Genomic DNA, 24,174 nt, shown 5'->3' with positions numbered 1-24,174 from the left:
GGGTCACCTATCAATAAACGTCGAGATCGACGTCAACAATGTGGATGGCGCCGGCGCGGAACAGGCGAATACGCAGCGGTGCGGACTTGTGGGCGTCGCGATCGGCATCCGACAGATCGAGGATATCCTCGGGCTTGGTCAGGATCTCGAAGCCGGCGGTGTATTTCTCCAGGCCGTCGTCAGGGTCGATGTAGTTGCGCGGGCCCAAATAGCCGTTGTTGATGAACTGCTGCATGGTTGCCCTGGCTGCGCCTATGAGCACTGCCTGGCCTTGAGGAGTCTGGCGCAGTTTGGTCGTCTGATTGGCGGTAGCGTTGTAGAGCGAAGTGGTCAGGAAGTTGACGCACGCATCGAGGTTCACGACATCGTCGATGAATTCGCCGTATGTGCTGTGCGTGGTGGTGTTCAGCCACCGGCCCGAGTCGATCGATCCCTGATTGTCCACGACGGAGTAGAACGTCGCCTTCTTGGTGGCGCTCTGCATCGCTGTGTACTCGGTCCCGCTGAGAGATTCAGCAGCAACACCTGGTGATTTCTTGAACTCACCGGTGATTGTTGAGTTGTCGGCACTGTAGTTGACCGCAGCGAAGTGCTTGGCCAGGGCCGACCCTGCGTAGGCATCAGTCGCGTGCGCCGCGGTATAGACATGGCGGAATCCGGCGGTCGTCAACTGAGTGGCAATGTCGTCGACATCAGCCGGGTCGCGGATCTCGACAACCGACGCGCCGGTCTGGTTGTCGATGAACATGCTGGTGTTGTCTTCGCACCACTGGGCGATAGCCAGAACGTCCGCCTTGACGGCAAGGATAGGCGCGGTCCACATGGTCCAGTACCACCACAGGATGTTCCTGGCCTTGTTGAGCGTGGCTGCGCGAGTTGCGTCAGCAGTTGCCGCACCCCATACCTTCAACTCACGGGTGGCAGGGATACCGCCAAGCAAGCGCTGGGCAGCCTTGTAGGTCTCGGTCGTGTCTGCGAAGTCTTCGGACAGCGCTACCAGCGAGAAATACGACCGGTACGTGTCGACGGCGAAACCGGCCGGCAACTCGGTTTCAGGGGCGAACAGCATGGCGCTGGCAAAGTTCGCATTGCCCAGGCCTGCCGGGCTGATCCGGGCATTAATCCGGATGATGTTGGTAGCTGGATAGCTCACTGTGCTAGCTCCATTGGGTTATGTGGGGGCGACATCCACGCTGAAGGTCTCGAGGACCTGCGCTTTCTCGTTCTCGAGCACCACGGTGGCGCTCAGGATGTTGTTGATGACCGGCAGGCTGCTGGTCTCGTACATGAGGCGTATGGTTATCTGCGCCCGCTGCTCGAAGTTGGCCGATTGCAGGCTGGTGAGGTTGTTGACAGCGTCGGTGCCGTTCCAGCCGATCTTGGCCTTGAACAGCATGATGCTGATGTCGGGGCGCTTGTTGGCTTCGATGAGCCGCTCAGCGAACATCAAGGCCTCCCCACGGTAGAAGTTGACGCTACAGGAGCACATGATTTGCGCCCGAACATCCACCTCCACTTGGTCGCCCGGCACATCGCGCGAGACGATGTTGGCCTGGCCTCTACGAGTTGGTGACTGCCTGGGAGTAATCGTTGCGTAGGCTCCCTGTGGCGCGCCCATGCTGCCCGGTCCGATCTGGTCGGCCAGGATGCACTCAGGCACACCGGTCGCCAGCATCACGATCGGTCGCAGCTTCGCGAATAATTCTTGGTTGGTCATGCTGGGCCGCCTGACTGATCGTCGATCCGCATGACGATGACCTTGCAGTAGTCGCGCCAGTAGCGGTTATCGCACGCGGTAGCCTTCCATTGCTGCCCCAGGAATTCCCAGGTGCCGGTCTGGTCGATCAGCTGCATGTCGCCGTCGTTGATGTATATCCGGCGCACATCGGTGATGCGCTCGAGGCCCTGGCGGATGAAATCCACCTCACGGTCGCTGGCCTGCTGGATGTTGACGGTGTAGTTCTTCGTTTCGGTCGTGCCCGGCACCCATATACCCTCTACCCACTGGCCATCCACCGAAACAGTGCGCGATGCCGGAACACTGACAAAGGTATCGTCGACGTGCCCGGCCATGCTTAGCGTGCTGCTCATTCCAAGCCCTCCGTCACTGGCCCAATAGATACTTTATGTGTGACCGACTGGCGCATTGCACCGGTATCGATCAGCGGGTTGCTACTGCCCTTCTTGCGGATGGTCGAGGCGGCGTTTGGCGGGGTCTTCAGCTCGGTCATGTAGACCTTCACTGCGGCGGCAGCCACAACACCGACGCCTTCCAGGATCTGCTCCATAGAACGACCAGCTTCCATGCCGTCCTGAATGGTAAGTAGGACCTCGGGCGTGGCGCTTGCCACTCCAGGCTCAAGCCATGGCCGGGCCGGGATGGTGATGTTGTGCGGCTGAGTCACGCCCAACTGCATGTATCCGGCACCTGTTTTCAGGAAGCGGACTTCATCGCGGTCGGCAGCTGCCTTGCTGGCGTATCCGTAGGACGTTCCACCAGGGTGCTTGATCTCGGCGCCGAACTCATGAGTGGCGCCCAGGCCGGCCATGGTGATGTCGCCCGACTCGACGTTACCGGCCTCTTCGTGAATGCCGACGGTGACCACCTTGTCAGACCTCAGTGCAGCCAACTCCTTGGAGAGTTCGTCCTGCATCTCCTGGAAACCGATCAGCGTTAAGTCAATCATCTAAACCGCCTTGGCACCCATGCCAACCCGACGGCGCAAGCGAAGGAACTGAACGCCGTAGTTGGTGAGGGAAAGCCAGTCGTTCTCGGTTTCCTGAATGGCGCCGACCCGGTATGTCACCGATTCATCGCCAATCGACTTGGCCGCCACGTTGAGGCGGGCGGTAGACGGGACATTTGTCGGGTCAGTAGCGCCAAGCCCAGTCGGGTAAGTGACCGACAGCCAGTGAGCGGCGAAGTAGTACAGGCCTCGACGCTTGAGGTTGTGGCAATCATCCTCGTAAGCACCCCAGCGGCTGCTACCGGTTTCGCAGTCGGCCTCGCAAAGCGCCTCCTGCACGATAGCTTCAGGCCACTTGGTGGTGTCCGTGAACGCGAGCTGGACCAGCCGGAATGACGCGACAATTTCTGGTGTGATCTGCATGCGTTCACCTTGAATGGGTGGGCGCTAGGCGCCCGGGTGTTACTCGGCCTTGGCTTTGGCGATCTCAGTGCGAAGGCGTGGAGCGCCCCAGCGGCCGACTTCAATGCCGAGCTCTACAGCCTCAGCGCGAAGGGCTTCGAGGTCGTCCTCGTCTTCGTCTTCTTCGCTTTCTAGCTCATCGGCGCCAACGCGGCGCAGGTCGCCGTTCTTCAGCAGAGCTTTGACAAAATCGATCTTTGCCACCGCATCCGGCACTTCAACCGCTGGGTTTTCACCAGGCAGGATCGGGTAGCTGGTTTCTTTGTCGCCCACCAGGAGGTTGATAGTGATCAGTCGTGCTGCTTCGTTCTTCAGGAACATGTCGAATCCTCGCCCGGAATCATTGGCCGCCGCCCCGGGCATAGCGGAGGCGGCCATGGATCGGCTGGTTAGAACTGGTCGCGGTACGCGCCAGAGAACGGGTAGCGGAATTCCACACCAGACAGCTTGTACTCGCACGGCACGCTAACCGTTAGGTTGTGGAACTGCGGAGCCAGGGAGCGCCATGGGATCGGCACCTGCATACCAAGGTTCTCGTCGTTCAGCTCGTAAGCGACGATGCGGTCCTTGCTGCCGTTGGACACGCCGGCGGCAGCCAGCTGGGCAGCGGACAGTTGCAGGCGGCTGAAGATGTTGATCGGGCGACCCGTCAGCGCGGTGAACTGGTTGTTGGTGCGGAAGTACTCGAGGATCGTCTTGTCGGTGATGGTGCCCATCCGCTTGTTCGAGATGAATGCGAAGCGGGCAGCATCAAGGATGACGGTGTCGAACAGGTGAACGGTCGCCGAGTTGATGTAGCCATCAACCAGGATCTTGTTCAGGTCCGCGACGATCTGGTCACCGGTGGTGGCAGCGTCGTACCAGTCCAGCGTCGAGTTCGACAACGCGAGGTTCGGGTTGTTGAACAGGCCAGTCATGCCGCGAGCAGCATCACCGAAGTACGCAACGCGCTGGGTGTGCTCCTGGGCGCCACGGAAGGCCAGTCGCGCCTTGGTGGTGTCCAGAGGGATGCGCAGTTGTTGCGATTTGCGCAGCTCATCCAGGCTGTAGCTGTACTTGTTGCCGGCGTAGCCGATTGGAACGCTGGATTTGTTCGCGTTGATGGTTACGTCAGGCAAGTCGTCAGCGCTGGCGCCGATGAATTTGCCGATGGTCACGCCGTCGTAGCTGATGTAATTCCACTCATCTACCCATTCAGGCAGCGAGGTGTCGACGGGGATCAACTCCATGTAGTTGATCGCAGCGTACTTGGCCTCGTAGATACGAGCTTCCAGGTTCGCCAACTGGCTGATGTAGAACGCCAGGCCGTCGTCAAGAGTCGGCAGACCGTCGACGAAGGTCACTTGGTGAGCGTCCCGGCCGATCTGGTGCGCAATAGCGGCATCGATGGCTACGACGATTTTTTTAAGCTGGGTCATGTCGATTAGCCCCCGATCTTCAGAGAAATTTTAGCCAGAGCGCCGGCACCGGCCGAGCTGACCCATTTGGCATTCGGGATCAGGACTGCCAGAGTGGCGGCGGCGCCGACCACGTTGGAGAACTGGCCCTGGTTGGCACCGGTGCCGTCACCGACTACCAGGTAAACCGGGTCATCCTTGGCCACCGCCACGCGGGCAGTAACCCAGATGGGCGCCATGGTCTCGACGGTCATGTCACGCTTGGCGACAGCGCCGAACACGTCGGTAGAGGTGTAGGCGCGGTTCAGCTCACGGCGAACAACGCCGATGAACTGGGCGGCAGTCGATGCAGCGACTGGCAGCTTGGCGCCGTCGTCACCGTCACTCACGACACCCAGGCCGTAGGCGATGTTGACAGTGCCCTTGTTGAGTTTGGAGACGCCGTTGGACACTTCGCCATCAGCGACCATGCCCACGTAGGCGATGCCGTGGTTGATTGCGTTACCACCTTGAACTGGCATGGTTAGGCTCCTTTCTGTTTGTGGGCGCCGGACAAGCTTTGCTTGTGCGCCTGGTATGGGGTTGGCGCGGCGTCAGCCGTGGTTTTGGTGGTTGCACCGTCCTTTGCCAGCTGGGTCAGCTGGGCCAGAAGGGTCGCGGCGTCACCGGTCGGCATCTTCGGCTTCTTGTCGTCGTCTTCTTCGTCATCGTCCTTCTCGGACTCGGCATCGAAGGCGGCTTCCACGTAGCCGACGGACTTGTCGCCCCACGCAACTTTCGGGCGTTTGACTGCCAGCGCTGCACGCTTGATCTCGATCACGTCGAGGCTGTCGCAGGTGAAACCGTCGCCGGCAACCTTGCGGGCCAGGGCCTGGGTTTCGCTGATGGCTTTGACGCGCTCGCCGATGGCGACATCGCTCGAAGCTTTGCGGGCCTCGGCCAGATCCTCGGCAGCCTTGTCGGCGGTAGCCTGGGCCTTATCAGCCTTGGATTCCGCATCAGTGGCACGCTTCAGCAGCCGGTCGAACGAGTCGGCGACCACTTGGGCGTTCGCAGGATCAGCAACATCAACGCTGCGCCCGCTATCGGTGGTGATAAGTACAGGCATTGTGTTGCCTCCTGGGTTATGGTCAAAAACGCGAGCATTGGCGCCCGCTCTTGCTCTCTCTACGATCGCGACGTGGTTGATCTTGATGTCGCGCTGGATGTAGTCGTATGCCTGGCCATCCTCGGTAACCCCCGGGGTTTCGTCGTAGATGGCGGTGTAGCCGGCGGACAGCTCGCACTTGCCGGAATTGATGTCATCGATCGTTTTCTGGTCCTTGACGATCAGGTCGCAGACCACAAAGTCGCCATCACGGCGACCAGGGCCGCGTACAACGCCGACCGCCACGCCTTTGTAGGTAGCCGCCGTAACAAGCGACTTCGGGTGGTTGTTCGTCACGTCAGACGCGTCGTAGGTGCCCAGCGATGAGTCGCTGAAAACCTCTTCCTCTGGCCGGTAAACCCGGACAACGCGCATCGGATCGCCATCAAGTCCAAGCTCGCGAGCCAGGTATTCCTGAATCCCGGTGCGTGCTACCCGGCCCGGAACCTTGAGGAACCCCTCGTCGGTGTACTCTCGCTGGGTGATGCGATACCCAGCCCGGTCGAAAACCGTGCACTTCATGTTGCGGCCTCGCGGATGGGGTGAATTATCGAAGGACGCCCGGCGCTGTTCGGCCTGCGTCTTGGTTGGCCTTGACCTCGCGTGCGCTCACTGGGCGCGCGATGCATCGGCACGAATAGTCAGACCCGGGTTTGATCGGAACGCCCTTATCGCTCAGCGGCAGGTCGTCCCAGCGGTAGATCCCTTTGCCGTACGCGGTGACCTTCTCGGCGATTTCCCGGTGGCGGGTCCTGACCCGGCTGTCATCGGAGTCGATCCACTGGAAGTACTCGAATCCCGCGTCCTTCTGCTGCTTCTCGGCCAGTTCGCCCTGGATCTTTGATGTCTGGTCGCGGGCGATCATCTTGGCCCGGCGCTGCGTCACGCCGAACTGCTCCTGCAACGCCTTCTCGATGTAGCCAGGGCGCATGCCGGAGCGCATGTTGGCCATGACCAGTGTCTGCACCTCTTCCAGGTACTTGGCCGGTATGGATTTGATGAGCTGGGCGTTCTGCTGCGCCGAGGCGTGCAGGTAGTCCTGCATCGACTTGGAGCCGCTGAATACGTCGATGCCGGCCGACTTCTTCAGGTCGCGCTCTGACTTCTTGAGCGACGACTGAACGAACTCGCCAGCGATGCGGGCGCCTGCTGCCTGTACCGCCGGCGAACTCCAGCGACTCACAAGCGTGGAGATGGCGTTGAGGATCAGGTCAGACCAGGCGTCAGTCGTGGCCACCGCGTCCTGCGTGTACTCCGGCGCCAACTGGCGAACCAGAGGCATGATTTCCTTGCTGATCGACGCCTTGACCTGCTTCACCAGCCGCTGCAGCTTGGCGTTGTACTGGATGCCGATCATGTCCATCAGCTATTCCTGCTTTGGCGGCTTGACCGGCGGCATTGGGAGCAAATTGCGCACCGGTGGCAAATCATACGGGTGCGTCATCGTCATCACCTCCAGGCGGATCGTTGAACATGGTCAGGTCCTCGTCCTCTTCCAGCGCGGCGATCTTGTCGTCGTCGAACTGGTAGAGCTCCTGGGCCTGCAACTTGCGCTGGATCTGGCTGGTGGTGATGACTCCCGCATCCTTGTAGGCGATGTCCGTCTCGGCGTTGGCCTTGTTGGCCTGGGCGATCTGCACCAGGTCTGGCTGCTTGAACGGGTTCCAGACGTAGTTGAAGTCTTCGATCCATTTGCCGGTGGCGGAACGGACCAGGACCTCGTCGAGCTGGCGCAGGCCTGGGTCGATCTGCGTGAGGCGCTTCGAGGACAGCTGGTTGTGGTAGTTGGTGTCATCGCCTTCACCGGTGTTACCAAGGCCCTTGGCTGACTCACCGAACAGGCGTGTCACCTGAATTCCGGCGGCGCCAGCGATCCACGTCATCAGCAAGTCGAGCACCGGCGCAACCCCGGAAAGGTCCAGGGTCTTGCGGTCATATGTCTCATCGTCGTCGAGCAGCGCCAGATTGATCGAGGACTTCATCATGCTGAACAGGGCGTAGCGCGCCGTGATGACGTCGTCCTGATCGCTCGCCAGCTCATCCGAGAGCCCGACACGCTTGATGATGTCCACGTTCGCCTCCTGCATCAGCTCGGCGATGCCGTCCTTGCTGGCTACGATGTCCATCACGTCGTCGAGGCACTTGCGCAGCTCTGAGTCGCCCCAGCCCTGCGTTTGTGCGCGCTGGCGGCGTGGCAGCTTGGCACCGGCAAACCGGGCGAAGTGCGTCCAGTGGATCTGCTGGGCGCCGGCGGAGATCGTGTAGAACTCTGGCTGCAGGTAGTTCGCGGCCAGGATGTTGGTCTGGTTGAGGTCCTGCGCCGTCATGTCGAAGCGGTCGATGACCAGCAGGCGATATAGGTCGCCCTTCTTGATCCTCTCCGGATTGAGCGGCTTGGTCAGGTCCTGATTCGTCAGCATGAGGATGCCAGCACCACCGTACAGGCGCGCCCAGCTTGTTGCCTCGCTGACCATGGCAGGCAGGTTCAACCGGTCTTCCTCGGCCCGGATGATGTCCGCGTCGTCGCATTTGAGGGTGCGCCACTCGCGGGTCATGTCCTCGGCCGGGTAGTCCACGATCGCCCGGGCAAGCCAGCTGGTTTGATACGCCGCGTCCAGTTGCTGGAAATCGTTCAGAAAGCCGTATTGGAACTGGTTGTGTGAGCGCTTGGCCTTATCTGTGCCCAGACCGGAAACAACGTTGACCAGGCCGTCGCTGGTCGCCTTCATGCTTGAGTTGTATTCGGACAGGGCCCGAACAAGGGCCTTGCCCAGCTTTTTGCCGACTGGCGCTTGGCCCTTCTTGCTCATGTATTCACCAATGGTCATAGGAGGTCGCGAATCGAGCGCTTGCCCTTGATGTAAACCTCGGACAGGGCGTCGATCATCACGTCGGTCTGGTCGTCGTACTTGTGGCTGTCGTCGGCGGTGAACGACGCGACTTCACACACGAACTCGTAGTTTTGGCTGTCGTCGTAGGGCAGGCACACCAGCTTGGCGGCGTGGAAGCCTTGAACGTCCAGGGCGCGGGTCAGCTTGTCGCGATCGCGAGGGACTGGCGTCACCTTGAGCGGCAGGCGCTTTTCCATCTCCTGGATCAGGCCGGTACCGCTCGATTTGTCCTCGACGTATACCCGGCGCAGGATGCCGTTGGTCTTCCCGTTCTTGGCCCAAGCACCCTTGACGAATGCCTCGAACTCACGGCGCAGCGTCTTGGCATCCATCCGCCCGCGCTTCATGCTCAGCCGGTATATGCGGCCCTCGGCCACGCCCCACTCCCCGAACACCGTCCAGTCGTTCCAGGTGTTGGTCTTCTGGGCGGTGTCCGCGGTGATGAAGCGATAGTCGAACTTGTCCGGCACCGGCAGATCAGCACCAGCGTCTACATCTCCGTAGTACTGGAAGTCATCAGCCGAGAAGATCCCGCCGTCGAGCGTGTCGGGGTCCTGCATGTACTGGCTGCTGAACGTGTACGGGTGAGCCGTACGCAGCGCGATCAGGTCGTGAACGCTTTCCTTGGCGGGCCAGTACGACCAGTAACCATCAACCTGCTCAGATCCATACACGCTCTTGATGCAGCGCTCGCGGATACCGTCAGGCAGTGAGTCGATGTATTCCTGATTGACCAGGGCCGGGATCTTGATGTGCAGGTCGATCTTCAAGCCCATGCCGCCAGACAGCAGGAACGCGGTCGAGTCGTCGATGTGGCCGCGCTGCTGGATCGCTACGAACGGCGTGCCGCTGTGCGCCTTGCGGCTGCGCAGGGTGTTCACCAGACGCGTGTGCGACTTGCGGCGCTTCGCCTCGCTGAAGAGGTCGTCGATCTTGTCCCAGTCATCCGCCTGGATGTGGCCGCTGTAATCGTCGCCCATGTAGCCGCCACGGACACCGGTGATCTGCCCGCCACTGGAGCGGCTGAACAATTGGTGTACGCGCTTCCCATCCTTGGCGAGCGTCCAGTCGTCTACCTTGTCCTTCTCGATCTCGAAGGGGTAGAACTCGCGGAACTCGGCCGACTTGACCAGGGCGCGACTGCGCTCGCTGTTCTCGTCCACCAGGCTCTTGGAGTAGCTGGTGTTGAGGATGCGCACCCGACGGTGCTTCACCATCGTGTATACCGGCAGGTGCACAGACCAGAACTCGGTCTTGGTCCCCCCCGGCGGGATGTTCACAACGATGTTCTGCGCATCGCCTGCAAGCAGCTTGCGGGCGGCGTAGTCGAAATAGTGGTGGTGCCAGTTCGTCCTGAAGCTGTCGCCCTGGGTGATGTTGAACCACAGGCTGGTGAAGGCCAGCGGACTATGCTCGCCAGCCGCGACCAAGGCGGAGCGCTCAGCGTGGCTCAGCGCGTCCCACTCGATCGGTTTGATAGCCATCAGTCCACCAGCTTGTCTACCAGGGCGGCGATGAGCGTTGAATCGACAGTGGCCCGGCCAGCATCCACACCGGTCGGCTTATCGCCTTCAGCCTCATCAAGATTGAATGCCTGCCGCTCAAGGGCAACGAGCGTCTTCAGGGTGTCGGCCAATTCCTTCATGGTCTTGGTCCGATTCGGAAGAGCACTCATCTTGCTGGCCAGCTTCAGGACATCAGCCATCGCATCGCCGTCTTCGTGGTCGCCATCCTTGAGCTGATCAATCAACTCTTTGATGGTGCCCTGCTCGTCCGTCAGCGCTTCAAGCTCATCCAGCAGCTTGTTGGTGAGTCGACGCCCCCGGGCGATATCGCCTCGGTGCGCCATCCTGATGCTTGCAATGGCCTGGGCGTTGATCTCAATGACGGCCTTGTCTGATACAGCGCGTTCTGCTGTTACATCCGCTGTTACAGCCTGCCTTGTTACAAGGTCGTTTGCCTTTGCCTTGATCTTCGCGGACAGGTCTTGAACCCACCCAAACTTCTTTGCACGCCGAGCGATTGCCACATGGTTTGGGCCTGGGCACGCAATGGCGATTTCACGCAGGGACAGCACACCAGCCCGGTAGAGCTGCTCTATGCGCTCCCAGTCGGCTGGTTGCTTGTCGGTCATGTGAATCCTTTTGCGCGCCACGATCTGGCGCATTCGTAAACGTGTCGCGGATTATTGCTTCAGCTCACAAACATTCCCACGGCGGGCCCAGGCGTATGCAACCATCCCGGCATGAAGCATCGCGCCCATGGGGTTGACCCAGTGGCCTTGCATGGAAGTGACGAATGAGCCGAAGGCGCCAATCGCGACCAGGTAGAACGCAGCGCTTAGCAGCGGCTGGTCGATTGGACGCAGCCGGCGAAGGTAGTCACAAGCGGCTAAGGCCACGACGAGGCACAGGGCCGCATCAACCAGGCCCAGCGCAGATACAAGAATGCTGTTCATGTCAGGCACCTCGCGCCGTTACGAACGATCCCAAAGCGGCCTTCAGGGCTGGAATGATGTTCATCGCTGTCAGGCCCAGCACGAATGCCACGCCACACAGCAGACCATCATTCACATCCATGTCGAGCTTTGGGGCAATCCATAGCGTTACAGGCTGCGTCAGGTACACAGAAAACCAGAAGCCGGTGGCTACAGCGGTTGCCGCCTGGCCCCGGGTTAGGTCTTTCAGAAAACCGAGGGACAGGATCGAGCCGATGAAAGCAGCCATGACCACGCCGTACTTCACCAGCAACACGCTGGCGGCAGTGCTCGTTGGTTCTGCCATTGGTCTCTCCGAGGAATAAAAAGGCCCGGTGTGAGCGGGCAAAGTGCGGTGAGGAACAGCACGATGGAATAGGTGGCTCCAGCAGAACTCCCAGCTCGGGGCAATGGGTGTGGCGGGGCCGAAAACGAAAAGCCCCCGATCAATGTCGAGGGCCTGAATAGGTGCGCGCGTCTTTCCGCACTGTCTGCCGAAGTCGATCCAAGCGTCGACGCCCCAATGCATCGATCTCGCCCTTCCTGTCTCGCGCCACTCTACAAGCATGTGAGGTAAGAGTGCGCGGGCTGCCGGTGTTGATTCCGTACGTCGCACTATCCGGCTATCGACGTCCAGGCCTTCCCGAGGGCTGTCCTGGCTACATGTGAAACTGAGGCAATAAAAAACCCGGCGCGATGGCCGGGTTCTGTATTTGAGTAATTTGCCGAAGGCAAAACTCTAACAGTGGTGATCAATCTATCTGAGCCGCACGGGAAGGTCAATAGGCCATCAACCAATCATTTCTTCGATCTCAAACCCATGCTTTCCATGATTGGCAAACTCGCCGTGCAACTCTTTCCGTTTTTCGACGATCGCCGCCTCCGCCTCTTGCTGGGTGGGATAGGTTTTACGCCACGTTTCCCCGTTTTTTACTATCCTCGCCTGCCACCTCCCGGTGCCTTTTAAAAAAGAAACTCCCTTCGCTCCGAGGGACGGCTTCTGTGAATTCCTCTTATTCCAGGAGTTTGTAGTCTGCGTAGCCTGCCGAAGATTCTTCCATGCGTTGTTTGACCTGTCGCCGTCGATATGATCTACCTCGTCGGCAGGCCACTCGCCAGTCATGTACAGCCACGCAAGGCGGTGCGCGGGGTAGGGAATCCCGTCTAGCACGATTCGAACATACCCACTTGGCCGCACTACCGCGCCAGCAAGACCGCCAACTCGAATCCTTCGGCCAGACTTTCGCCATTCGAACACGCCTACGACTGGGCTGTATCTCAATGCAGCGCGCAGACGCTCAGCCGTCAAGGTCATGCCGCCTCCCGCATTTCATAAATCACTGCTGCAACCGGGCTCAATGCCCGCCGATCCAGATCCTCGCAGCACTCGAAGATCAATTGCAGCACACCACCCCAATCCCGCTCCCAGTTGCACGACTCCAAGCGAACTTCGTAGACCTGCCACATCCAGGCCCTGAACTTCTCGGCATTGGCGAGCGGGTCTTCGTTGGCCGACTGACCGCCCTGGTGCATGTACCGGTACCGGCTCATCACTCCCTTGACCACGTACTCGAGCTTTTCCCGCTTGGCCGCCGTCATCCGCGGCGATCGGCTTTGCACCAAGCCGAATACCACTTCCTCCGCCGCCTCCCGGATATCGTCGCACTGAGCGGCGGCATACATGAAATCGCCAAACACACGGATCTGCGGGTGAAGCCTGGCGATTGCCGACTGGATGTGACCCGCCAGGGCTCCATGGACAGCCTGGTTGGCCGTCGGCCCGCGCTCGGTGTTCTGCACCACCACGCCGAGCTGGACAACGTCCGAGGCCTGGCCCGGGGCTGGGTTGTACTTGCAGTCGTGCCAAGCCTGGCGCGCTGAGTTGATTTTCATGCTTCGCTCCCCCGATTCAGCTTGTGTCCGCATTTCTTGCAGCGTTCCCAGTTCCCTGGCTCAAACATGGGCATCTTGTCGGTACTCACGGTGTCGATACCGCAGAGCGACCGCCAGAAATAGGCACGGCCATGGGCGGTGATGGCGGCGTACTCCTTTTCCTGACTGAAGTAGTGGGCTTTGCCGGTGATGGGGAACATCGGCTTAAGCCAGCCCTTCGAGGGGCGGGACGCTCCTCCGGTTATTTGCGCGACCTGAGTCATGCTGCCTGCCCCTTCTTCAGTTCGCGGGTCTTGGCCCGGTATTCGGCGGTGATTGCTTTCAACTCTTCCACTGTGTACTTGCGCGGCTCATGGTCAGCTTCGAGCGATTCCACCGCTTCCAGGCCGATCCGTGCGATTAGGCCGGCGCGGAACCCCTGCGAAACGGTGTAGCCCTTGCGAGCGTGCATGTAGGAGCCCGAGTTACAGGCCTTGCACTGAAGCCAGATATTGTTCGGCTCCAGGCGAAGCTCTGGTCGGGCGCCCTTGCCGAGGTAGTGCCCAGCATCGAAAGCGCCGCCCACCTTCCAGCCTTGGGCGGCCTTGATCTCTTCCTGGCTTTGGCCGCAACTCATGCACCCACTGCCAATGCTCAGTTCGTAGGTGCGGCGGTAATCGCGGACGGCTTTCTCTGCATCCTTCATGTGGTCGCCGCGACTCTTCAGCTTCTCCTTGCGTACCTTGATCTCCCGGCGCTCGACCTGGGCAAGCGACTTGCGGGCCTTCTCCTGGTTGGCCTGGTTGGTGGGAGCATCGAGGATTGCGCACGCTGGGCTGCATACCCGCTGACCCAGGCGCTGAGGCACGAATGAGGCCCTGCACGATTCGACGCGGCACTTTTTCGGGCGTGGCTGCTTGGCTGCGAGCATCAGATGTCCTCCCCTGCGAAGTAGCCCATCAGGAAGGTCGCGCCCGCCACCAGAAACACTACGGCTCCATGCGTATGATCGGTCGTCTGGGTGAAGGCGGTGACCGCGATGACCAGCATCAGACCGGCAACCAATTTGAATGGCTTGGATGCATTCATGCTGCCGCCTCCCATTGCTCGGGCATCTGCCCCTTCGGCTCACTCCAGACCACACCCTTGTCGGCACCGAAGGCGTACATGCACTCGATCACGTCACCCAGCTCGGCAACGCTCATGCGCTTGGTGCTCTCCCCCAGCATCACCACGCCGCCGTTAATGCCCTGGGCCATGCGGATCTCCTGGCGGGCTGCTGCCGTCATGAGCGCCTTCCAGTCCTCGCTGTCGAGCTTCTGCATGACGCCATTCACCGGCCATTCAACCTGGCGGGAGATATCGCCTAGCATTGCCCACAGCTTGGCGTTCTGTTCCAGGGTGCGACGGGACTTCACCGGACGGACAATGATTTCCACGGCGCCGGCGGCGGCCAGCTCAGTGGCGAACAGGTAGGCCAGGCGGAACACTTCGCGAATGCGGCTTTTGCCGGACGACCAGAAGTGACGGGGTTTGTGGATTATGTTGGTCATGGCTTCCTCCTCCACGGCAAGAAGGCCGCCCGGGCGAGCATGCTCATCTCGGCGAAGTCGCTACGGTTCTGCCATAGGATTGCAGCGGCATAAATGAATGGTGCAACCGGGAGCATCACCAAGCAGAAGGCACGGGCCGCAAGCGGATACTTGATCATCCATGGGCGGATGCCTCTTGGATTGAAGGTCGGGATTCTCATGACTGCCCTCCCTGGCCCATGGCGGCGCGCGCTTCGGTTACAGCGGCCATGTCACGCTCGTAAAGTCGGCGTGTTACAGGGTGCATGTCTTCGAGCTTCTGTCCGCCGTGCTTGCAGATGATCTCAGCCGAGAGCTCGTCAGCACAGTCACCGAGCGCCTTGCGCAGCGCCTCGCAATCTTGGCGCAGGGACTGGATCGCCCTGAAGCTGGCTCCGTCTCGAAGCGCCTCGTTCTCGGCCTTGAGCTGGTCGCGCTCGGCGATCAGGGCCAGGATGGCTTCAGGCGATGCAGCTTCAGTAAAGCGGTCGTTCGCCACGCTCCAAGTATCGCCAACCTCGTTGTCTTGCGGGCTTTCGTTAAAGAGATCATTTGCGGCGACCAATTCGTCGGCCAGCCGCTTCAGTTCGGTGTAGTCAGTCATGTCCGTTGCTCCGCTTCAGCTTCCATTTCATCCAACTTTTGCCAGGCCTTAGCCTTGAGCTCTTCGAGCTCTTTGGCGTCTGCGACCGGCATCGGCACGAACAGCACGCCGTGCTTGGCAAATGTCTCTGCCAAAATCAGAGAGGCGCGAAGGTCTTTCACATTGGCTCGCATCAAAAACCCTCCTTGCCACGTTGCGATTCCCACTCGAACGGGATCACGATCACTCCGCCCTCTCTGAGCCTGTCTGCGCAACGATCTCCGATAGCCGCAGCCAATGCCTTGGCATCGAGATTGGAAACGATCACGGTGGGCCTCAGCTCCTCGTAGCGGCCATTGATGATTGAGAACAGGGTCGTCAGTTCGAAGTCGCTGGGCTTCTCCTTACTGACGCCGATCTCGTCAAGGATGAGCAGTGAGGGGCTGATCAGGCTCGACAGGATCTGGCTTTCGCTTTTCTCGCTGGCGTTGTCGTAGGTGGCCCGGATGGCCTGGAGCACTGAGCCGACGGTGCGATACACGGCGGTAGCGGTGGTGGTCGCCATGATCTCGTTGGCGATTGCTACGGCCAGGTGGGTCTTGCCGGTACCGGGCTTACCCAGCAGCAACAGGCAGCGGCCAGTCTCGGCGATGTCCACGAACTCGGCCGCGTATCGCCGGCAGGTGTTCAAGGCCTTGCGCTGTTCAGCGGTATTGGCGAGGTACTGGTCGAATGTCTTTCCCGCGAAGCGCTTCGGAATCAGGGCGGCCCCGAGCTTTTCGGCCATGCGGATGCGCAGCGCGGTGGCCTCTTGAGCCTGGCGACGCGCTTCCTCTTCCTCGGCGCGCAGGCGGCTGCACTCCGGGCAACCGGACTTCAGATCGCGACCCAGGACCGAAAAGACCTTCTGCTCGTACTCCCCGTGGGTTTCACAGGTGGCAGGTTGGACCCTGGTGCCAGGTGGGTAGGCCGGCGAGGCGACGGAGACGACGTTTTCAGAAGGCATAGGTGCCGTCCTCCCGCGGGATCAGGCCGGCGGTGTAATCGCGATCAGCGAAGCCGGTGTGGCGAGAGGCCGGGAACGGGTGGACGTTGCTGGCAGGCTTTACCTCATCCTCCCAGCGCTTGCCGTTGAGCCAAGTAGTTGGCATGGGGATGTATTTCCCGCCCTCCTTGAGCCAGTCGGCAGAAACGACCTGAGCGGCCAGGCCTGTGGCGATGAGGGCAAACAGGTCATCAGTTACCTTGAGTTTCGCCCAGGCTTTCTGAGCCTTGGCCTTGTCCTGCTTGCGCGGGTAGAGCGACCAGAACTTCGGGAACAGATCCTCCTGCTCAAGCACCGCAGGTGCGCAAGGCTTTTGATCTATTGGTTCTTGGTTAATGGTTAGTGGTTTATGGTTAGTGGTTAGGTGACCATCCGTGCACGAAGCGTGCACGACTGGTGCACGCTTCGTGCGTCGAGTAGCCTCACGCTTCTCTGCAATCTCCTTATTTTTCAGTGCTGTAGCATGGTAGGCGCTGATTTCTTCCTGGATTCGAGCCTGCACGTACCGACCATCAATGAGATCGAAGAACTTGCGCAAAACAAGCTCAACTGCGTCGATTTCTTCCTTGTTGCGTGCCCAGCACCAGTCGATTGCTTCCTCGAAAGTAGGGAAGCGCTCACGGTCGTAGCAGGCATCAAGTAGGAGCGTGTAGGCGCCATGCTCAAGCATGGTCAGGCGACCGGCCTTCTTGTGGTAGTCGCCAATGTTTCTCTTGAAGTAGTGCATCATGCGACCCCCTTGATATTGGCTGGCCGGAAAGCTTCGAGCGCACGCAGCGCGGTGTGGTGGCGACGCTTGGCGTTGTACTCGGCCTTCTTGGCAGCACGAACGCGCTGGAACTGCGCCTCGGTGAAATCCATCACAGGGACGAAGGCGTCGTTGTATGGGTCAAACTTGCCGTCAGGCCGGCCATGGGCCTGGAAGTAGGTGTCGTACAGCGAGCGCAGTTCAGCCTTGAGGGCCTTTTTAGTGTTCTGCGCCTGATAGTGCTCAAGCGCGGTCTGGGCGGCCCGCTCGATCAATTGCTGGTAGGTGGGCTCTTTCATGCCAAGTCCTCCTCTGTAGCCTTGCAATGGCAGAACTGGCCGTCCCAGGTCTTCTTCATCGGAAGCTTCTGTGCCATGTAGAGGTCATGCAGGCGCTTGGCTCCCTCTTTGAGCAGGATCGGCGTGTACTTGGCGAAGGTGTCCATGCCCTCGTTCGAGATATTGGTCACCTTCTCGGTGAGGTACTTGTCGCGGGCGATTGATCCAACCCGGAACTTGACCGAGCGCCTCTCATCTCGCTCTGAGTTGAAGATCCACTTGCGGGCCAGTAGCGCGTTGTTGACCTGTTGGCAGTTCACGCCGTTCAGACGCTTGCAGAACTGCGTAGGGGTCATACCGACCTGGAAGATGGATTCAAGGCTGGCGATCTTCTCGGCCTGATGGTGGTTCTCGATGCGAAGCACCTCTGTCTGCTCGATTTGGTCGGCATACAGGCGAAGCGCTTCAGCGTAGGACGGGAGTGCTACCTTTTTGGAAAGCTGCTCCTCAAGCTCTGTCATATGATCGAACACGGCCGCCTGAAGGTCGTAGCTATACGACATAGCCATCAGGCACGATTCGCGCTTGGGGAATCGGTAGCATTTCTGCTTTCGATTCATCGAGTCGAGGTAGATGTCGGAAAAATTTCCGGCATCTTTCCTGAGCACTCTGGGCACCTTCTTCATGAAGTCGGCGTGATCCAGAATGGGGTCGTCCTGGCCTCGCTGGCTATTGATGAAGTTGACAAGCTCAAGACTGCTCATCGAAACGGGTTGCGACACGTTTTGTGATTGCATAAAACGTGTCGCGGATTGGTTGGTGTTGACGATTGATTGGGGAATAGGCATTATTCGCTCCAGAACTGATTTGAAATTGCTGCACGAAAAGCCACCCTTGCCCGGTGGCTTTTTTGTGCGTCCGATTTACTGCTTGGTTGTTTCATTGGCAGATCCTCAATAGTCCCTTGGGGACTTATCAGCCCTTGCGTCCTATGGAAGCGACGTTGCTGCGGCTTTTTGGCGGGCGCGTCATTCGATCAAGCGCCCGATTCATGATTGATGCGGCCATCTCTTCTGGTGTTAACCCGTTGCGTCTGGCCAGTAGCTCCAGATCAGCGAGTCCCTGCCAGTCGAGCTGGATTTCCAGCGGCTTTCTTTCAGGCACAGGGCCTCCTCGGCAACTTCAGGCCACGTCTGTTTTCGCGTTAAGCTCTTCCATCATTTGGTTCAGGCCGCGCTCAAGAATTTCGCGGGCGAGCACGGCTTTCTGGGTCCGCTGGAATCTGGCCATAGCGGTCAGCAGATCGTCGGCCACCTCATCCAGGCGGACCTTTGTGGGTTTGTCGTGCATGTGGCTTGGGTCGAAGTGCATCGTTTGGCTCCTTTGAGCATGCAAGGTGGGTTTAAGCGGCGGTTTTCTTTGCAACCGTTTGGGTTGGGAACGGGCGCACTTCCTCGGCGGTGTAGGTACCGTCTGGGTGCTCAGTGACGTAAACGTCTCGACCGACCCGAATAGCCTTACTGAGGCCGCCCTGGGTCATGCCGAGCAGGATCGCCGCCTCGGTCTGGCCGAGCTTCGTTGCGAAATCCTTGATGTGAACGCGATTCATGGTCTTCTCCCATGGGTTACTCATGGGCGGATATTACCTATGGCATTTAACAAAGTAAATGCCGTTGGCATTTGGATAGTATTACCAGCAGGAATAAGATTTGCGGATGACCAAGAAAACCCTAGATCCCGAAAGAAAAGCCGAGTCCCAGCGGCTCAAGGCGATATTCAATTCGAAGAAGCGCGAGCTCGGCCTTACCCAGGAAAAGCTTGCGCATGCTCTTGATATGAACCAGAGCTCTGTGAGCCATTACCTGAACGGTATTAATCCGCTCAATGCACCGGCCGCAGCGGCGTTCGCCAAAATACTGAGCGTTCCGGTTGAGGAATTCAGCCCTCGCCTGGCCGAACAGATATCCGACCTGGTGGGCTTCGCTACTGATCTGAGGGCCAGGGCGGCGGTAAAGAAGTTTGTAGATGACGACTTCCGTGATGTGTCATCGAATGCGTCTCAACTCAACGACATTGATGAATGGGATGAGAAAACCCCAGTGCGCGACGATGAGGTGGAGGTGCCTTTCTTGCGGGAAGTAGAGCTCGCAGCCGGATCGGGGCGATTTGTTATCCAGGAGGATATTGGGGAGAGCCTTCGGTTCAAGAAGAAGAACCTCAGGGAGAACAATGTTCAGTTCGGCCACGCAAAGTGCGTCACCGTTCGCGGCAACAGCATGACGCCAGTGCTCCGCGATGGCGCAACCGTGGGTGTTGACCTCGGTAAGACGGCTCTTGGCGACGTCATCGATGGTGATCTATATGCGATCAACCACAACGGCCAGCTCCGCGTGAAACAGCTTTTCCGGCTCCCGCACGGCATTCGGCTTCGCAGCTTCAACCGCGACGACCATCCCGATGAGGACTACAGCTTCATGCAAATGCAGGAAGAGCAGATAGTCATCCTCGGACACGTCTTCTGGTGGGGCATGTACGCAAGGTAATGAATCCGAGATAAATCCAGCCCGCTTGCTGCGGGCTTTTTATTGCCCATGAAAAATATTATTGCCATCGGTATTGACGAATAATAATGCCATCGGTATTGTTCATCCATCGAGACGCCACAGCGCCTCGCCAGGGCCTCAACAGACCCGCCGCTCTTTAACAACCAGCGCCATGAACGACTACCCGGCCAGTCCGGTTAGGTCACTCCCGGCTCCATCGGTGGGAGGTCAGTAAACCGATGAACAAAACCGCACTTGCCTCTACCGGCGACCGGCGATCCGACAGGCCCGAAAGCCTGCCCACGCGCAGCCCACTGCGACGGCGGACGAGGTGTTGACCGAACTGAGTGAATGACCTGGTAAGCGGGTGCGGAGAAACACGGAATTTTTCACTGATGCACCTGGTGACGGGTGCATTGGGAAAACAACCGAGGGCACGACGATGAGCGCACCAAAAATTAGCTTTGAAGACTGGCTGAAAAAGAACGGCGTCAAGTGGAGCCACCTGCGCGAACAGGAAAAGCGGGAAGCGGTGCTGAAGTGGAAATCTGAGGAGTGACGATTTCGCTGGCTGGCCTTAGCGACAGGGCCAGACGGGAAATCAACCGAGGACATGACATGGCTCTTGAAGTCGACACAACAGCAGTAACTGGCGGGTACCGGATCATTGATACGGCGGTCGCCGCAATCTCCTATCAGGGTGTTGCGCTGGTAGTTCAGCGTGACGCACATCCGATCATTGCTGACTGCGAAATCACGTATGACGAGGCTCTGGCCCGAGCCAAGGTCATGGCTGCCTCGCCTGATCTGTTAGAGGCGCTGACAAATCTTGTCGGCCTTGCACGGCTCGGCGCCGCCCGTATCGACAAGTACCACGCAGCTCTGGCTGTTGCAGATGCCGCGATCCTCAAAGCCACCGCATAAATTGTCCGACCCTCTCCTTGAGAGCGCATCGGAGTGTGATCTGAATGCGCAGGCTGAAGCGCCAAGGCCCGGTTGGATTCGGGCTCACGACCTGAAGCGGCAACTCCAACAAGCCGGAGATCAGCGCCGGCCAGATCACACCCCGATGCGGACGAAACTGCGGCCTATAACCGCCCACCTGCATCAACCGGCGAATAGCTTAACTCGCATTGCGCAGAGTCAGCGCCAACCTGGTATTGGCGAGCTACCTTGATCTGGCACAAGCGCCGTGACAGCCGGGAAAGACCGGCACCCTCCCCCGACCAATCCCGCATGCACATGACACCGCGCCCAACGGCAACCAGCGGAAGGATCGTGTGCAGCCGGAATTTGTTGGATCAACTACAGAGGAAACCAGCGATGTGTACTTGCAAACAAGATACCGAAGCGCGGCTGCTTGAGGCGTTGCCCGCCGAACTCCCGGAAGGCTTCAAGGGTTTGAGTGCTCGGCTGACCGGCTACGCAATGCTGTTTGGCGGGCAGAGGGCGCAGTTCAAGCAGGTCATGCCCATTGAAGTCACGTTTCAGGCCCCGACCAAGGCTGGCGTGATGAAGGGCAAGAAGCGGTCGATGAGCATGCTGGCTAACTACTGCATGTTCTGCGGCGAGAAGTACGACAAGGATGAACCGAAAGCCGAAGCCGCCTAACCCCAAACACTGGAGGTCGCCATGCATCAGAGCATCCAAACACGCCGCGATATCGTCGCCGGCCTGCATCAACGTTCCATGCTCGCAACCGCAGACTTCTATCGCCTGATCGGGCGGCAAGCACCGGCGGCTGTTTTCCGCTTTGTCGTAAAGCCAGCGGGTCGCGACTTCTTCCATGTGGTTGACAGCCGCACCGGCAAGGTCGTTGGGTTCCGCCGCGATCACAACGAAGCCTGCGCACTCGCCCGGTTGCTCGAAATCAAGTAACCAACTTTCACCAAATCAAATCAGGCGCCCCGCAAGGATGGCGCGGGAGACAGTCATGTCGAAAAAAATCGTGGCCTTCCGTAACAAGGGCGTCATTGACCCGAAAAGCATCACCACTTTCGGCGTTTCCTCCAAGGAAGGCGAAGGGGCAATCGGCTTCTTCGGCACCGGCCTGAAGTACGCTATCTCCATTATCCTGCGCCAGGGCGGCTCTATCACCATATACGCCGGCATGGACAAAATGGAGTTCGGCACGCGCCAGGAGAAGATCCGCGTCGACGAATTCACCTTCGTGACTATGAACGGCCAGGCCCTGGGGTTCACCACCGAAGTCGGCAAGACCTGGGAAACCTGGCAAGCCTTTCGCGAGCTGTATTGCAACACCCTGGACGAACAAGGCGAGTGCTTTGTGACAGATCAGGAGCCGGAGCCCGCCGACGATGAAACGCTGATCGTCGTGAGAAGCAAAGAGTTTCACGATGCCTGGGTCAATCGTAGCGAAATCATTCTCGGCTCCGAACCTCTGCACAGACTGGATGGGATTGATGTGCACGCCGGGGCTTCTGAATTTGTCTTCTACAAAGGCATCCGGGCGCTGAAGCTTTCCAACCCATCCATGTACACCTACAACATCAAATCTTCGCTTGACCTTACCGAGGACCGGACGATCAAACATTCGTTCTATGCCGATCACTACATCCGGCAAGGACTGAGCCGTCTCACTGACAAGCACGCGATATCCAAGGTGGTTACCGCTGGTGATGGGCTCTATGAGCGGTCTATCGACTTCTCCAACACTTCGCCAAGCGAAGAGTTCTCGACCGTGGTGCGAGTTCTCGCGAAGACGTTCACCAAAAACCTGAACCATACAGCAGTAACCGCATGTCGCGGCAACCTTCTCGACTCGCTGGCTGAAGTCGAACACATGCCGCTGAACAGCGTTGACCAGATGCGCATGGATAAGGCGATCAGCTTCTGCCGCAGGATCGGGTACAAAGTCGACGAATACCCCATCATCGTTACCGAGTTTCTGGGTGAAGAGGTGCTGGGCCGCGCCCACAACGAGCGAATCTTCATCAGCAAACGCACGCTCATGATGGGAACGAAGATGCTCTGCGGCACGCTCATCGAAGAGTTCATTCATCTGCGCCACAAGCTGCGTGACGAGTCGTACGCCATGCAGAACTTCCTGTTTGATGCACTGGTTTCTATAGGCGAGCAGCTTACCGGCGAGCCCCTGTAATTCCCCCCCCCACTGAACCTCACCAACACCGCGGCCTGAACTGGCCACGCTGGAGGAGTCATGTCCAAAGATAATCAAGATATTCCGCTCTCAGCACAGATGCGGCTGAGCGCATATGCAGCCCCGAGCGCCGCAGCTGAACGCCATGAGCTCAGCGAGGCTCAGCGGCAGGCGGATCGTGAGCGGATGTCAAAACTCGGCGATGCCGCAGCCCTGGTTCGTGATCTCGAATCGCGTCTGGCCACGGCAATTGATGATCGAAAGCGCTCGGACATCGAGGCCCAGTTCGCGACCGCAAAGCTGGATCAGCTTCACCAATCGTTGAGCACGATTCTGGGCAAAGACACCAGGCAGCTCAATCAAGTGGAACTGGGCATGGCAATAAGCAGCAGCAAGCAAAAGCTGATCACGCTGGCTGCATACATCGATCGAGCTCGCACTCTTGACGGCCTGATCACGATCAAGCGAGTCGCCAGCAACATGGGGATCGTGCAGCCAATCAACATGGAAGAGGCCGCCAAGCTGATGGGCCTGAGCCATAGGAGGGCCTCATGAGTCCCGCGATGACAGCCCGGCGTGACTGGGCCACGGTCGGCGAGTTCTCGCCAGAACGGTTCACCGGTGACCAGCGCAAAGAATACGAAGACGAAGCCCGCCGCATACAGCAGCAGTGGGACAACCAACCAATCTGAGGTCGCCATGGCAACCGTATCTATCATCCTTGGCAAATCCGGCAGCGGGAAAAGCAGTTCGCTACGAAACCTGAAGCCCGCAGAATCATCCCTGATTCAAGTCATCCCCAAGCCTCTCCCATTTCGTGACGCCAAAGCATGGAAGGCCTACGTGACTGATGACTGGAGCCACATCATCGGCAGAGCCAGGGCGTCCGTTGAAAAGGGTGGTCGCAAGGTAATCATCATCGATGACTTTCAATACATCCTTGCAAACGAGTTCATGCGGCGCAGCGAGGAAAAAGGGTTCGATAAATTCACCGAGATAGGTCGCCATACCTGGAACATCTTCGAAGCCCTTCTGCGCCTTCCGGATGACGTTCGCGTCTACATCTTGAGCCACACCGAAGAGACGGATGCTGGACAAATCAAGATGAAGACCATCGGCAAGATGCTGGACGAGAAAATAACCCTGGAGGGCATGGTCTCCATTGTCTTACGCGCTGTTGTGCAGGACGGCCAGCACTTGTTCAGCACCAGAAATAACGGCTCGGACACAACAAAGGCCCCCATGGGCATGTTCGACGATCCCTTCATTGAAAACGATCTGGCGGCAGTAGATGCCGCGATCTGCGCCTATTACGACATACCTACGCTACAAGCCGCTTAAGGAGATCCACCC

Annotated in this window: 38 protein-coding genes; 8 read left to right on the top strand and 30 right to left on the bottom strand. The window is 59.0% G+C overall.

Annotation, left to right across the window (positions count from 1 at the left end):
- Positions 1–10: 10 nt before the first annotated feature.
- The 30 genes from QZH45_RS09740 to QZH45_RS09595 form a co-directional block, all read right to left on the bottom strand.
- Positions 11–1,153: a DUF3383 family protein gene (locus QZH45_RS09740; RefSeq protein WP_432783724.1), complete on the bottom strand. Its 1,143-nt coding sequence runs from the start codon at positions 1,151–1,153 to the stop codon at positions 11–13.
- Positions 1,154–1,171: 18 nt separating this feature from the next.
- Complete coding sequence (locus QZH45_RS09735) at positions 1,172–1,717, bottom strand: phage neck terminator protein (protein ID WP_432783723.1); 546 nt, start codon at positions 1,715–1,717, stop codon at positions 1,172–1,174.
- Positions 1,714–2,091, bottom strand: a complete 378-nt coding sequence (locus QZH45_RS09730; RefSeq protein WP_432783722.1) for a hypothetical protein — start codon at positions 2,089–2,091, stop codon at positions 1,714–1,716. The genes QZH45_RS09735 and QZH45_RS09730 overlap by 4 nt, the downstream gene beginning before the upstream one ends.
- Positions 2,088–2,687 carry a hypothetical protein gene (locus QZH45_RS09725; protein WP_432783721.1) on the bottom strand — a complete coding sequence of 200 codons (600 nt, stop codon included), beginning with the start codon at positions 2,685–2,687 and terminating at the stop codon, positions 2,088–2,090. Before QZH45_RS09725 ends, QZH45_RS09730 begins: the two co-directional genes overlap by 4 nt.
- A complete protein-coding gene (locus QZH45_RS09720) occupies positions 2,688–3,110 on the bottom strand; it encodes a DUF4054 domain-containing protein (protein ID WP_432783720.1) in 423 nt (140 codons plus the stop codon).
- A gap of 39 nt (positions 3,111–3,149) precedes the next feature.
- On the bottom strand, positions 3,150–3,470 hold the full coding sequence (locus QZH45_RS09715; RefSeq protein ID WP_432783719.1) for a hypothetical protein: 321 nt from the start codon (positions 3,468–3,470) through the stop codon (positions 3,150–3,152).
- A 68-nt stretch (positions 3,471–3,538) separates the two neighbouring features.
- A complete protein-coding gene (locus QZH45_RS09710; protein WP_432783718.1) occupies positions 3,539–4,567 on the bottom strand; it encodes a DUF2184 domain-containing protein in 1,029 nt (342 codons plus the stop codon).
- A gap of 5 nt (positions 4,568–4,572) precedes the next feature.
- Complete coding sequence (locus tag QZH45_RS09705; protein WP_432783717.1) at positions 4,573–5,067, bottom strand: structural cement protein Gp24; 495 nt, start codon at positions 5,065–5,067, stop codon at positions 4,573–4,575.
- 2 nt (positions 5,068–5,069) lie between these two features.
- On the bottom strand, positions 5,070–6,215 hold the full coding sequence (locus QZH45_RS09700) for a DUF2213 domain-containing protein (RefSeq protein WP_432783716.1): 1,146 nt from the start codon (positions 6,213–6,215) through the stop codon (positions 5,070–5,072).
- Positions 6,216–6,240: 25 nt separating this feature from the next.
- On the bottom strand, positions 6,241–7,056 hold the full coding sequence (locus QZH45_RS09695; protein ID WP_432783715.1) for a phage head morphogenesis protein: 816 nt from the start codon (positions 7,054–7,056) through the stop codon (positions 6,241–6,243).
- 64 nt (positions 7,057–7,120) lie between these two features.
- The gene (locus QZH45_RS09690; protein WP_432783713.1) at positions 7,121–8,503 is read right to left on the bottom strand and encodes a DUF1073 domain-containing protein; all 1,383 of its coding nucleotides are present in this window, start codon (positions 8,501–8,503) and stop codon (positions 7,121–7,123) included.
- A 14-nt stretch (positions 8,504–8,517) separates the two neighbouring features.
- The gene (terL, locus tag QZH45_RS09685; RefSeq protein WP_432783712.1) at positions 8,518–10,068 is read right to left on the bottom strand and encodes a phage terminase large subunit; all 1,551 of its coding nucleotides are present in this window, start codon (positions 10,066–10,068) and stop codon (positions 8,518–8,520) included.
- The gene (locus QZH45_RS09680) at positions 10,068–10,718 is read right to left on the bottom strand and encodes a hypothetical protein (protein WP_432783711.1); all 651 of its coding nucleotides are present in this window, start codon (positions 10,716–10,718) and stop codon (positions 10,068–10,070) included. The genes terL and QZH45_RS09680 overlap by 1 nt, the downstream gene beginning before the upstream one ends.
- Positions 10,719–10,769: 51 nt before the next feature.
- Positions 10,770–11,042: a hypothetical protein gene (locus tag QZH45_RS09675; RefSeq protein ID WP_432783710.1), complete on the bottom strand. Its 273-nt coding sequence runs from the start codon at positions 11,040–11,042 to the stop codon at positions 10,770–10,772.
- Position 11,043: 1 nt separating this feature from the next.
- Positions 11,044–11,367 (bottom strand): peptidase M48, Ste24p, encoded by a 324-nt coding sequence (locus QZH45_RS09670; protein ID WP_432783709.1) that lies wholly within the window; start codon positions 11,365–11,367, stop codon positions 11,044–11,046.
- Between the two features lie 483 nt (positions 11,368–11,850).
- A complete protein-coding gene (locus QZH45_RS09665; protein ID WP_432783708.1) occupies positions 11,851–12,375 on the bottom strand; it encodes an HNH endonuclease in 525 nt (174 codons plus the stop codon).
- Positions 12,372–12,953: a hypothetical protein gene (locus tag QZH45_RS09660; RefSeq protein ID WP_432783707.1), complete on the bottom strand. Its 582-nt coding sequence runs from the start codon at positions 12,951–12,953 to the stop codon at positions 12,372–12,374. Before QZH45_RS09660 ends, QZH45_RS09665 begins: the two co-directional genes overlap by 4 nt.
- Positions 12,950–13,216 carry a hypothetical protein gene (locus tag QZH45_RS09655; protein ID WP_432783706.1) on the bottom strand — a complete coding sequence of 89 codons (267 nt, stop codon included), beginning with the start codon at positions 13,214–13,216 and terminating at the stop codon, positions 12,950–12,952. Before QZH45_RS09655 ends, QZH45_RS09660 begins: the two co-directional genes overlap by 4 nt.
- Complete coding sequence (locus QZH45_RS09650) at positions 13,213–13,863, bottom strand: recombination protein NinG (RefSeq protein WP_432783705.1); 651 nt, start codon at positions 13,861–13,863, stop codon at positions 13,213–13,215. Before QZH45_RS09650 ends, QZH45_RS09655 begins: the two co-directional genes overlap by 4 nt.
- Positions 13,863–14,021 (bottom strand): hypothetical protein, encoded by a 159-nt coding sequence (locus QZH45_RS09645; RefSeq protein ID WP_432783704.1) that lies wholly within the window; start codon positions 14,019–14,021, stop codon positions 13,863–13,865. The genes QZH45_RS09650 and QZH45_RS09645 overlap by 1 nt, the downstream gene beginning before the upstream one ends.
- Positions 14,018–14,485, bottom strand: coding sequence for a recombination protein NinB (locus QZH45_RS09640; RefSeq protein ID WP_432783702.1), 468 nt, complete (start codon positions 14,483–14,485; stop codon positions 14,018–14,020). Before QZH45_RS09640 ends, QZH45_RS09645 begins: the two co-directional genes overlap by 4 nt.
- A 196-nt stretch (positions 14,486–14,681) precedes the next feature.
- On the bottom strand, positions 14,682–15,107 hold the full coding sequence (locus QZH45_RS09635) for a hypothetical protein (RefSeq protein ID WP_432783701.1): 426 nt from the start codon (positions 15,105–15,107) through the stop codon (positions 14,682–14,684).
- Entirely contained in the window at positions 15,104–15,280 is a 177-nt protein-coding gene (locus QZH45_RS09630) for a DUF1382 family protein (RefSeq protein ID WP_432783700.1), read from the bottom strand. Before QZH45_RS09630 ends, QZH45_RS09635 begins: the two co-directional genes overlap by 4 nt.
- Entirely contained in the window at positions 15,280–16,092 is an 813-nt protein-coding gene (locus tag QZH45_RS09625; RefSeq protein ID WP_432783699.1) for an ATP-binding protein, read from the bottom strand. Before QZH45_RS09625 ends, QZH45_RS09630 begins: the two co-directional genes overlap by 1 nt.
- On the bottom strand, positions 16,082–16,858 hold the full coding sequence (locus QZH45_RS09620) for a YdaU family protein (RefSeq protein WP_432783793.1): 777 nt from the start codon (positions 16,856–16,858) through the stop codon (positions 16,082–16,084). Before QZH45_RS09620 ends, QZH45_RS09625 begins: the two co-directional genes overlap by 11 nt.
- Complete coding sequence (locus tag QZH45_RS09615) at positions 16,858–17,178, bottom strand: hypothetical protein (protein WP_432783698.1); 321 nt, start codon at positions 17,176–17,178, stop codon at positions 16,858–16,860. Before QZH45_RS09615 ends, QZH45_RS09620 begins: the two co-directional genes overlap by 1 nt.
- Positions 17,175–18,005 carry a Rha family transcriptional regulator gene (locus tag QZH45_RS09610; protein WP_432783696.1) on the bottom strand — a complete coding sequence of 277 codons (831 nt, stop codon included), beginning with the start codon at positions 18,003–18,005 and terminating at the stop codon, positions 17,175–17,177. Before QZH45_RS09610 ends, QZH45_RS09615 begins: the two co-directional genes overlap by 4 nt.
- A 127-nt stretch (positions 18,006–18,132) precedes the next feature.
- Positions 18,133–18,321: a hypothetical protein gene (locus tag QZH45_RS09605; RefSeq protein WP_186643048.1), complete on the bottom strand. Its 189-nt coding sequence runs from the start codon at positions 18,319–18,321 to the stop codon at positions 18,133–18,135.
- 18 nt (positions 18,322–18,339) lie between these two features.
- Entirely contained in the window at positions 18,340–18,528 is a 189-nt protein-coding gene (locus QZH45_RS09600; RefSeq protein WP_010568074.1) for a hypothetical protein, read from the bottom strand.
- Between the two features lie 31 nt (positions 18,529–18,559).
- Positions 18,560–18,766 (bottom strand): Cro/CI family transcriptional regulator, encoded by a 207-nt coding sequence (locus tag QZH45_RS09595; RefSeq protein ID WP_432783695.1) that lies wholly within the window; start codon positions 18,764–18,766, stop codon positions 18,560–18,562.
- 106 nt (positions 18,767–18,872) lie between these two features.
- On the opposite strand from QZH45_RS09595, the gene QZH45_RS09590 reads away from it, so the two are divergent.
- The 8 genes from QZH45_RS09590 to QZH45_RS09555 all read left to right on the top strand — a co-directional run bounded on the left by QZH45_RS09590 (position 18,873) and on the right by QZH45_RS09555 (position 24,162).
- Complete coding sequence (locus QZH45_RS09590) at positions 18,873–19,700, top strand: LexA family transcriptional regulator (protein ID WP_432783694.1); 828 nt, start codon at positions 18,873–18,875, stop codon at positions 19,698–19,700.
- A 618-nt stretch (positions 19,701–20,318) separates the two neighbouring features.
- Positions 20,319–20,624, top strand: a complete 306-nt coding sequence (locus tag QZH45_RS09585; RefSeq protein ID WP_432783692.1) for a hypothetical protein — start codon at positions 20,319–20,321, stop codon at positions 20,622–20,624.
- Positions 20,625–21,023: 399 nt separating this feature from the next.
- Positions 21,024–21,311, top strand: a complete 288-nt coding sequence (locus QZH45_RS09580; RefSeq protein ID WP_432783691.1) for a hypothetical protein — start codon at positions 21,024–21,026, stop codon at positions 21,309–21,311.
- Positions 21,312–21,332: 21 nt separating this feature from the next.
- Positions 21,333–21,578 carry a hypothetical protein gene (locus tag QZH45_RS09575; RefSeq protein ID WP_432783690.1) on the top strand — a complete coding sequence of 82 codons (246 nt, stop codon included), beginning with the start codon at positions 21,333–21,335 and terminating at the stop codon, positions 21,576–21,578.
- A gap of 55 nt (positions 21,579–21,633) precedes the next feature.
- On the top strand, positions 21,634–22,821 hold the full coding sequence (locus QZH45_RS09570; RefSeq protein WP_432783689.1) for a hypothetical protein: 1,188 nt from the start codon (positions 21,634–21,636) through the stop codon (positions 22,819–22,821).
- Positions 22,822–22,881: 60 nt separating this feature from the next.
- Entirely contained in the window at positions 22,882–23,376 is a 495-nt protein-coding gene (locus tag QZH45_RS09565; protein WP_432783688.1) for a hypothetical protein, read from the top strand.
- Positions 23,373–23,513 carry a hypothetical protein gene (locus QZH45_RS09560; protein WP_432783687.1) on the top strand — a complete coding sequence of 47 codons (141 nt, stop codon included), beginning with the start codon at positions 23,373–23,375 and terminating at the stop codon, positions 23,511–23,513. The genes QZH45_RS09565 and QZH45_RS09560 overlap by 4 nt, the downstream gene beginning before the upstream one ends.
- A 7-nt stretch (positions 23,514–23,520) precedes the next feature.
- Complete coding sequence (locus tag QZH45_RS09555) at positions 23,521–24,162, top strand: AAA family ATPase (RefSeq protein ID WP_432783686.1); 642 nt, start codon at positions 23,521–23,523, stop codon at positions 24,160–24,162.
- Positions 24,163–24,174 lie beyond the last annotated feature (12 nt).

This window comes from Pseudomonas corrugata (assembly GCF_050920615.1).
GTDB classification, from domain to species: domain Bacteria; phylum Pseudomonadota; class Gammaproteobacteria; order Pseudomonadales; family Pseudomonadaceae; genus Aquipseudomonas; species Aquipseudomonas corrugata.
Note: the sequence above shows the minus strand (reverse complement) of the source record. Positions and strands in the feature narration are given on the sequence as shown.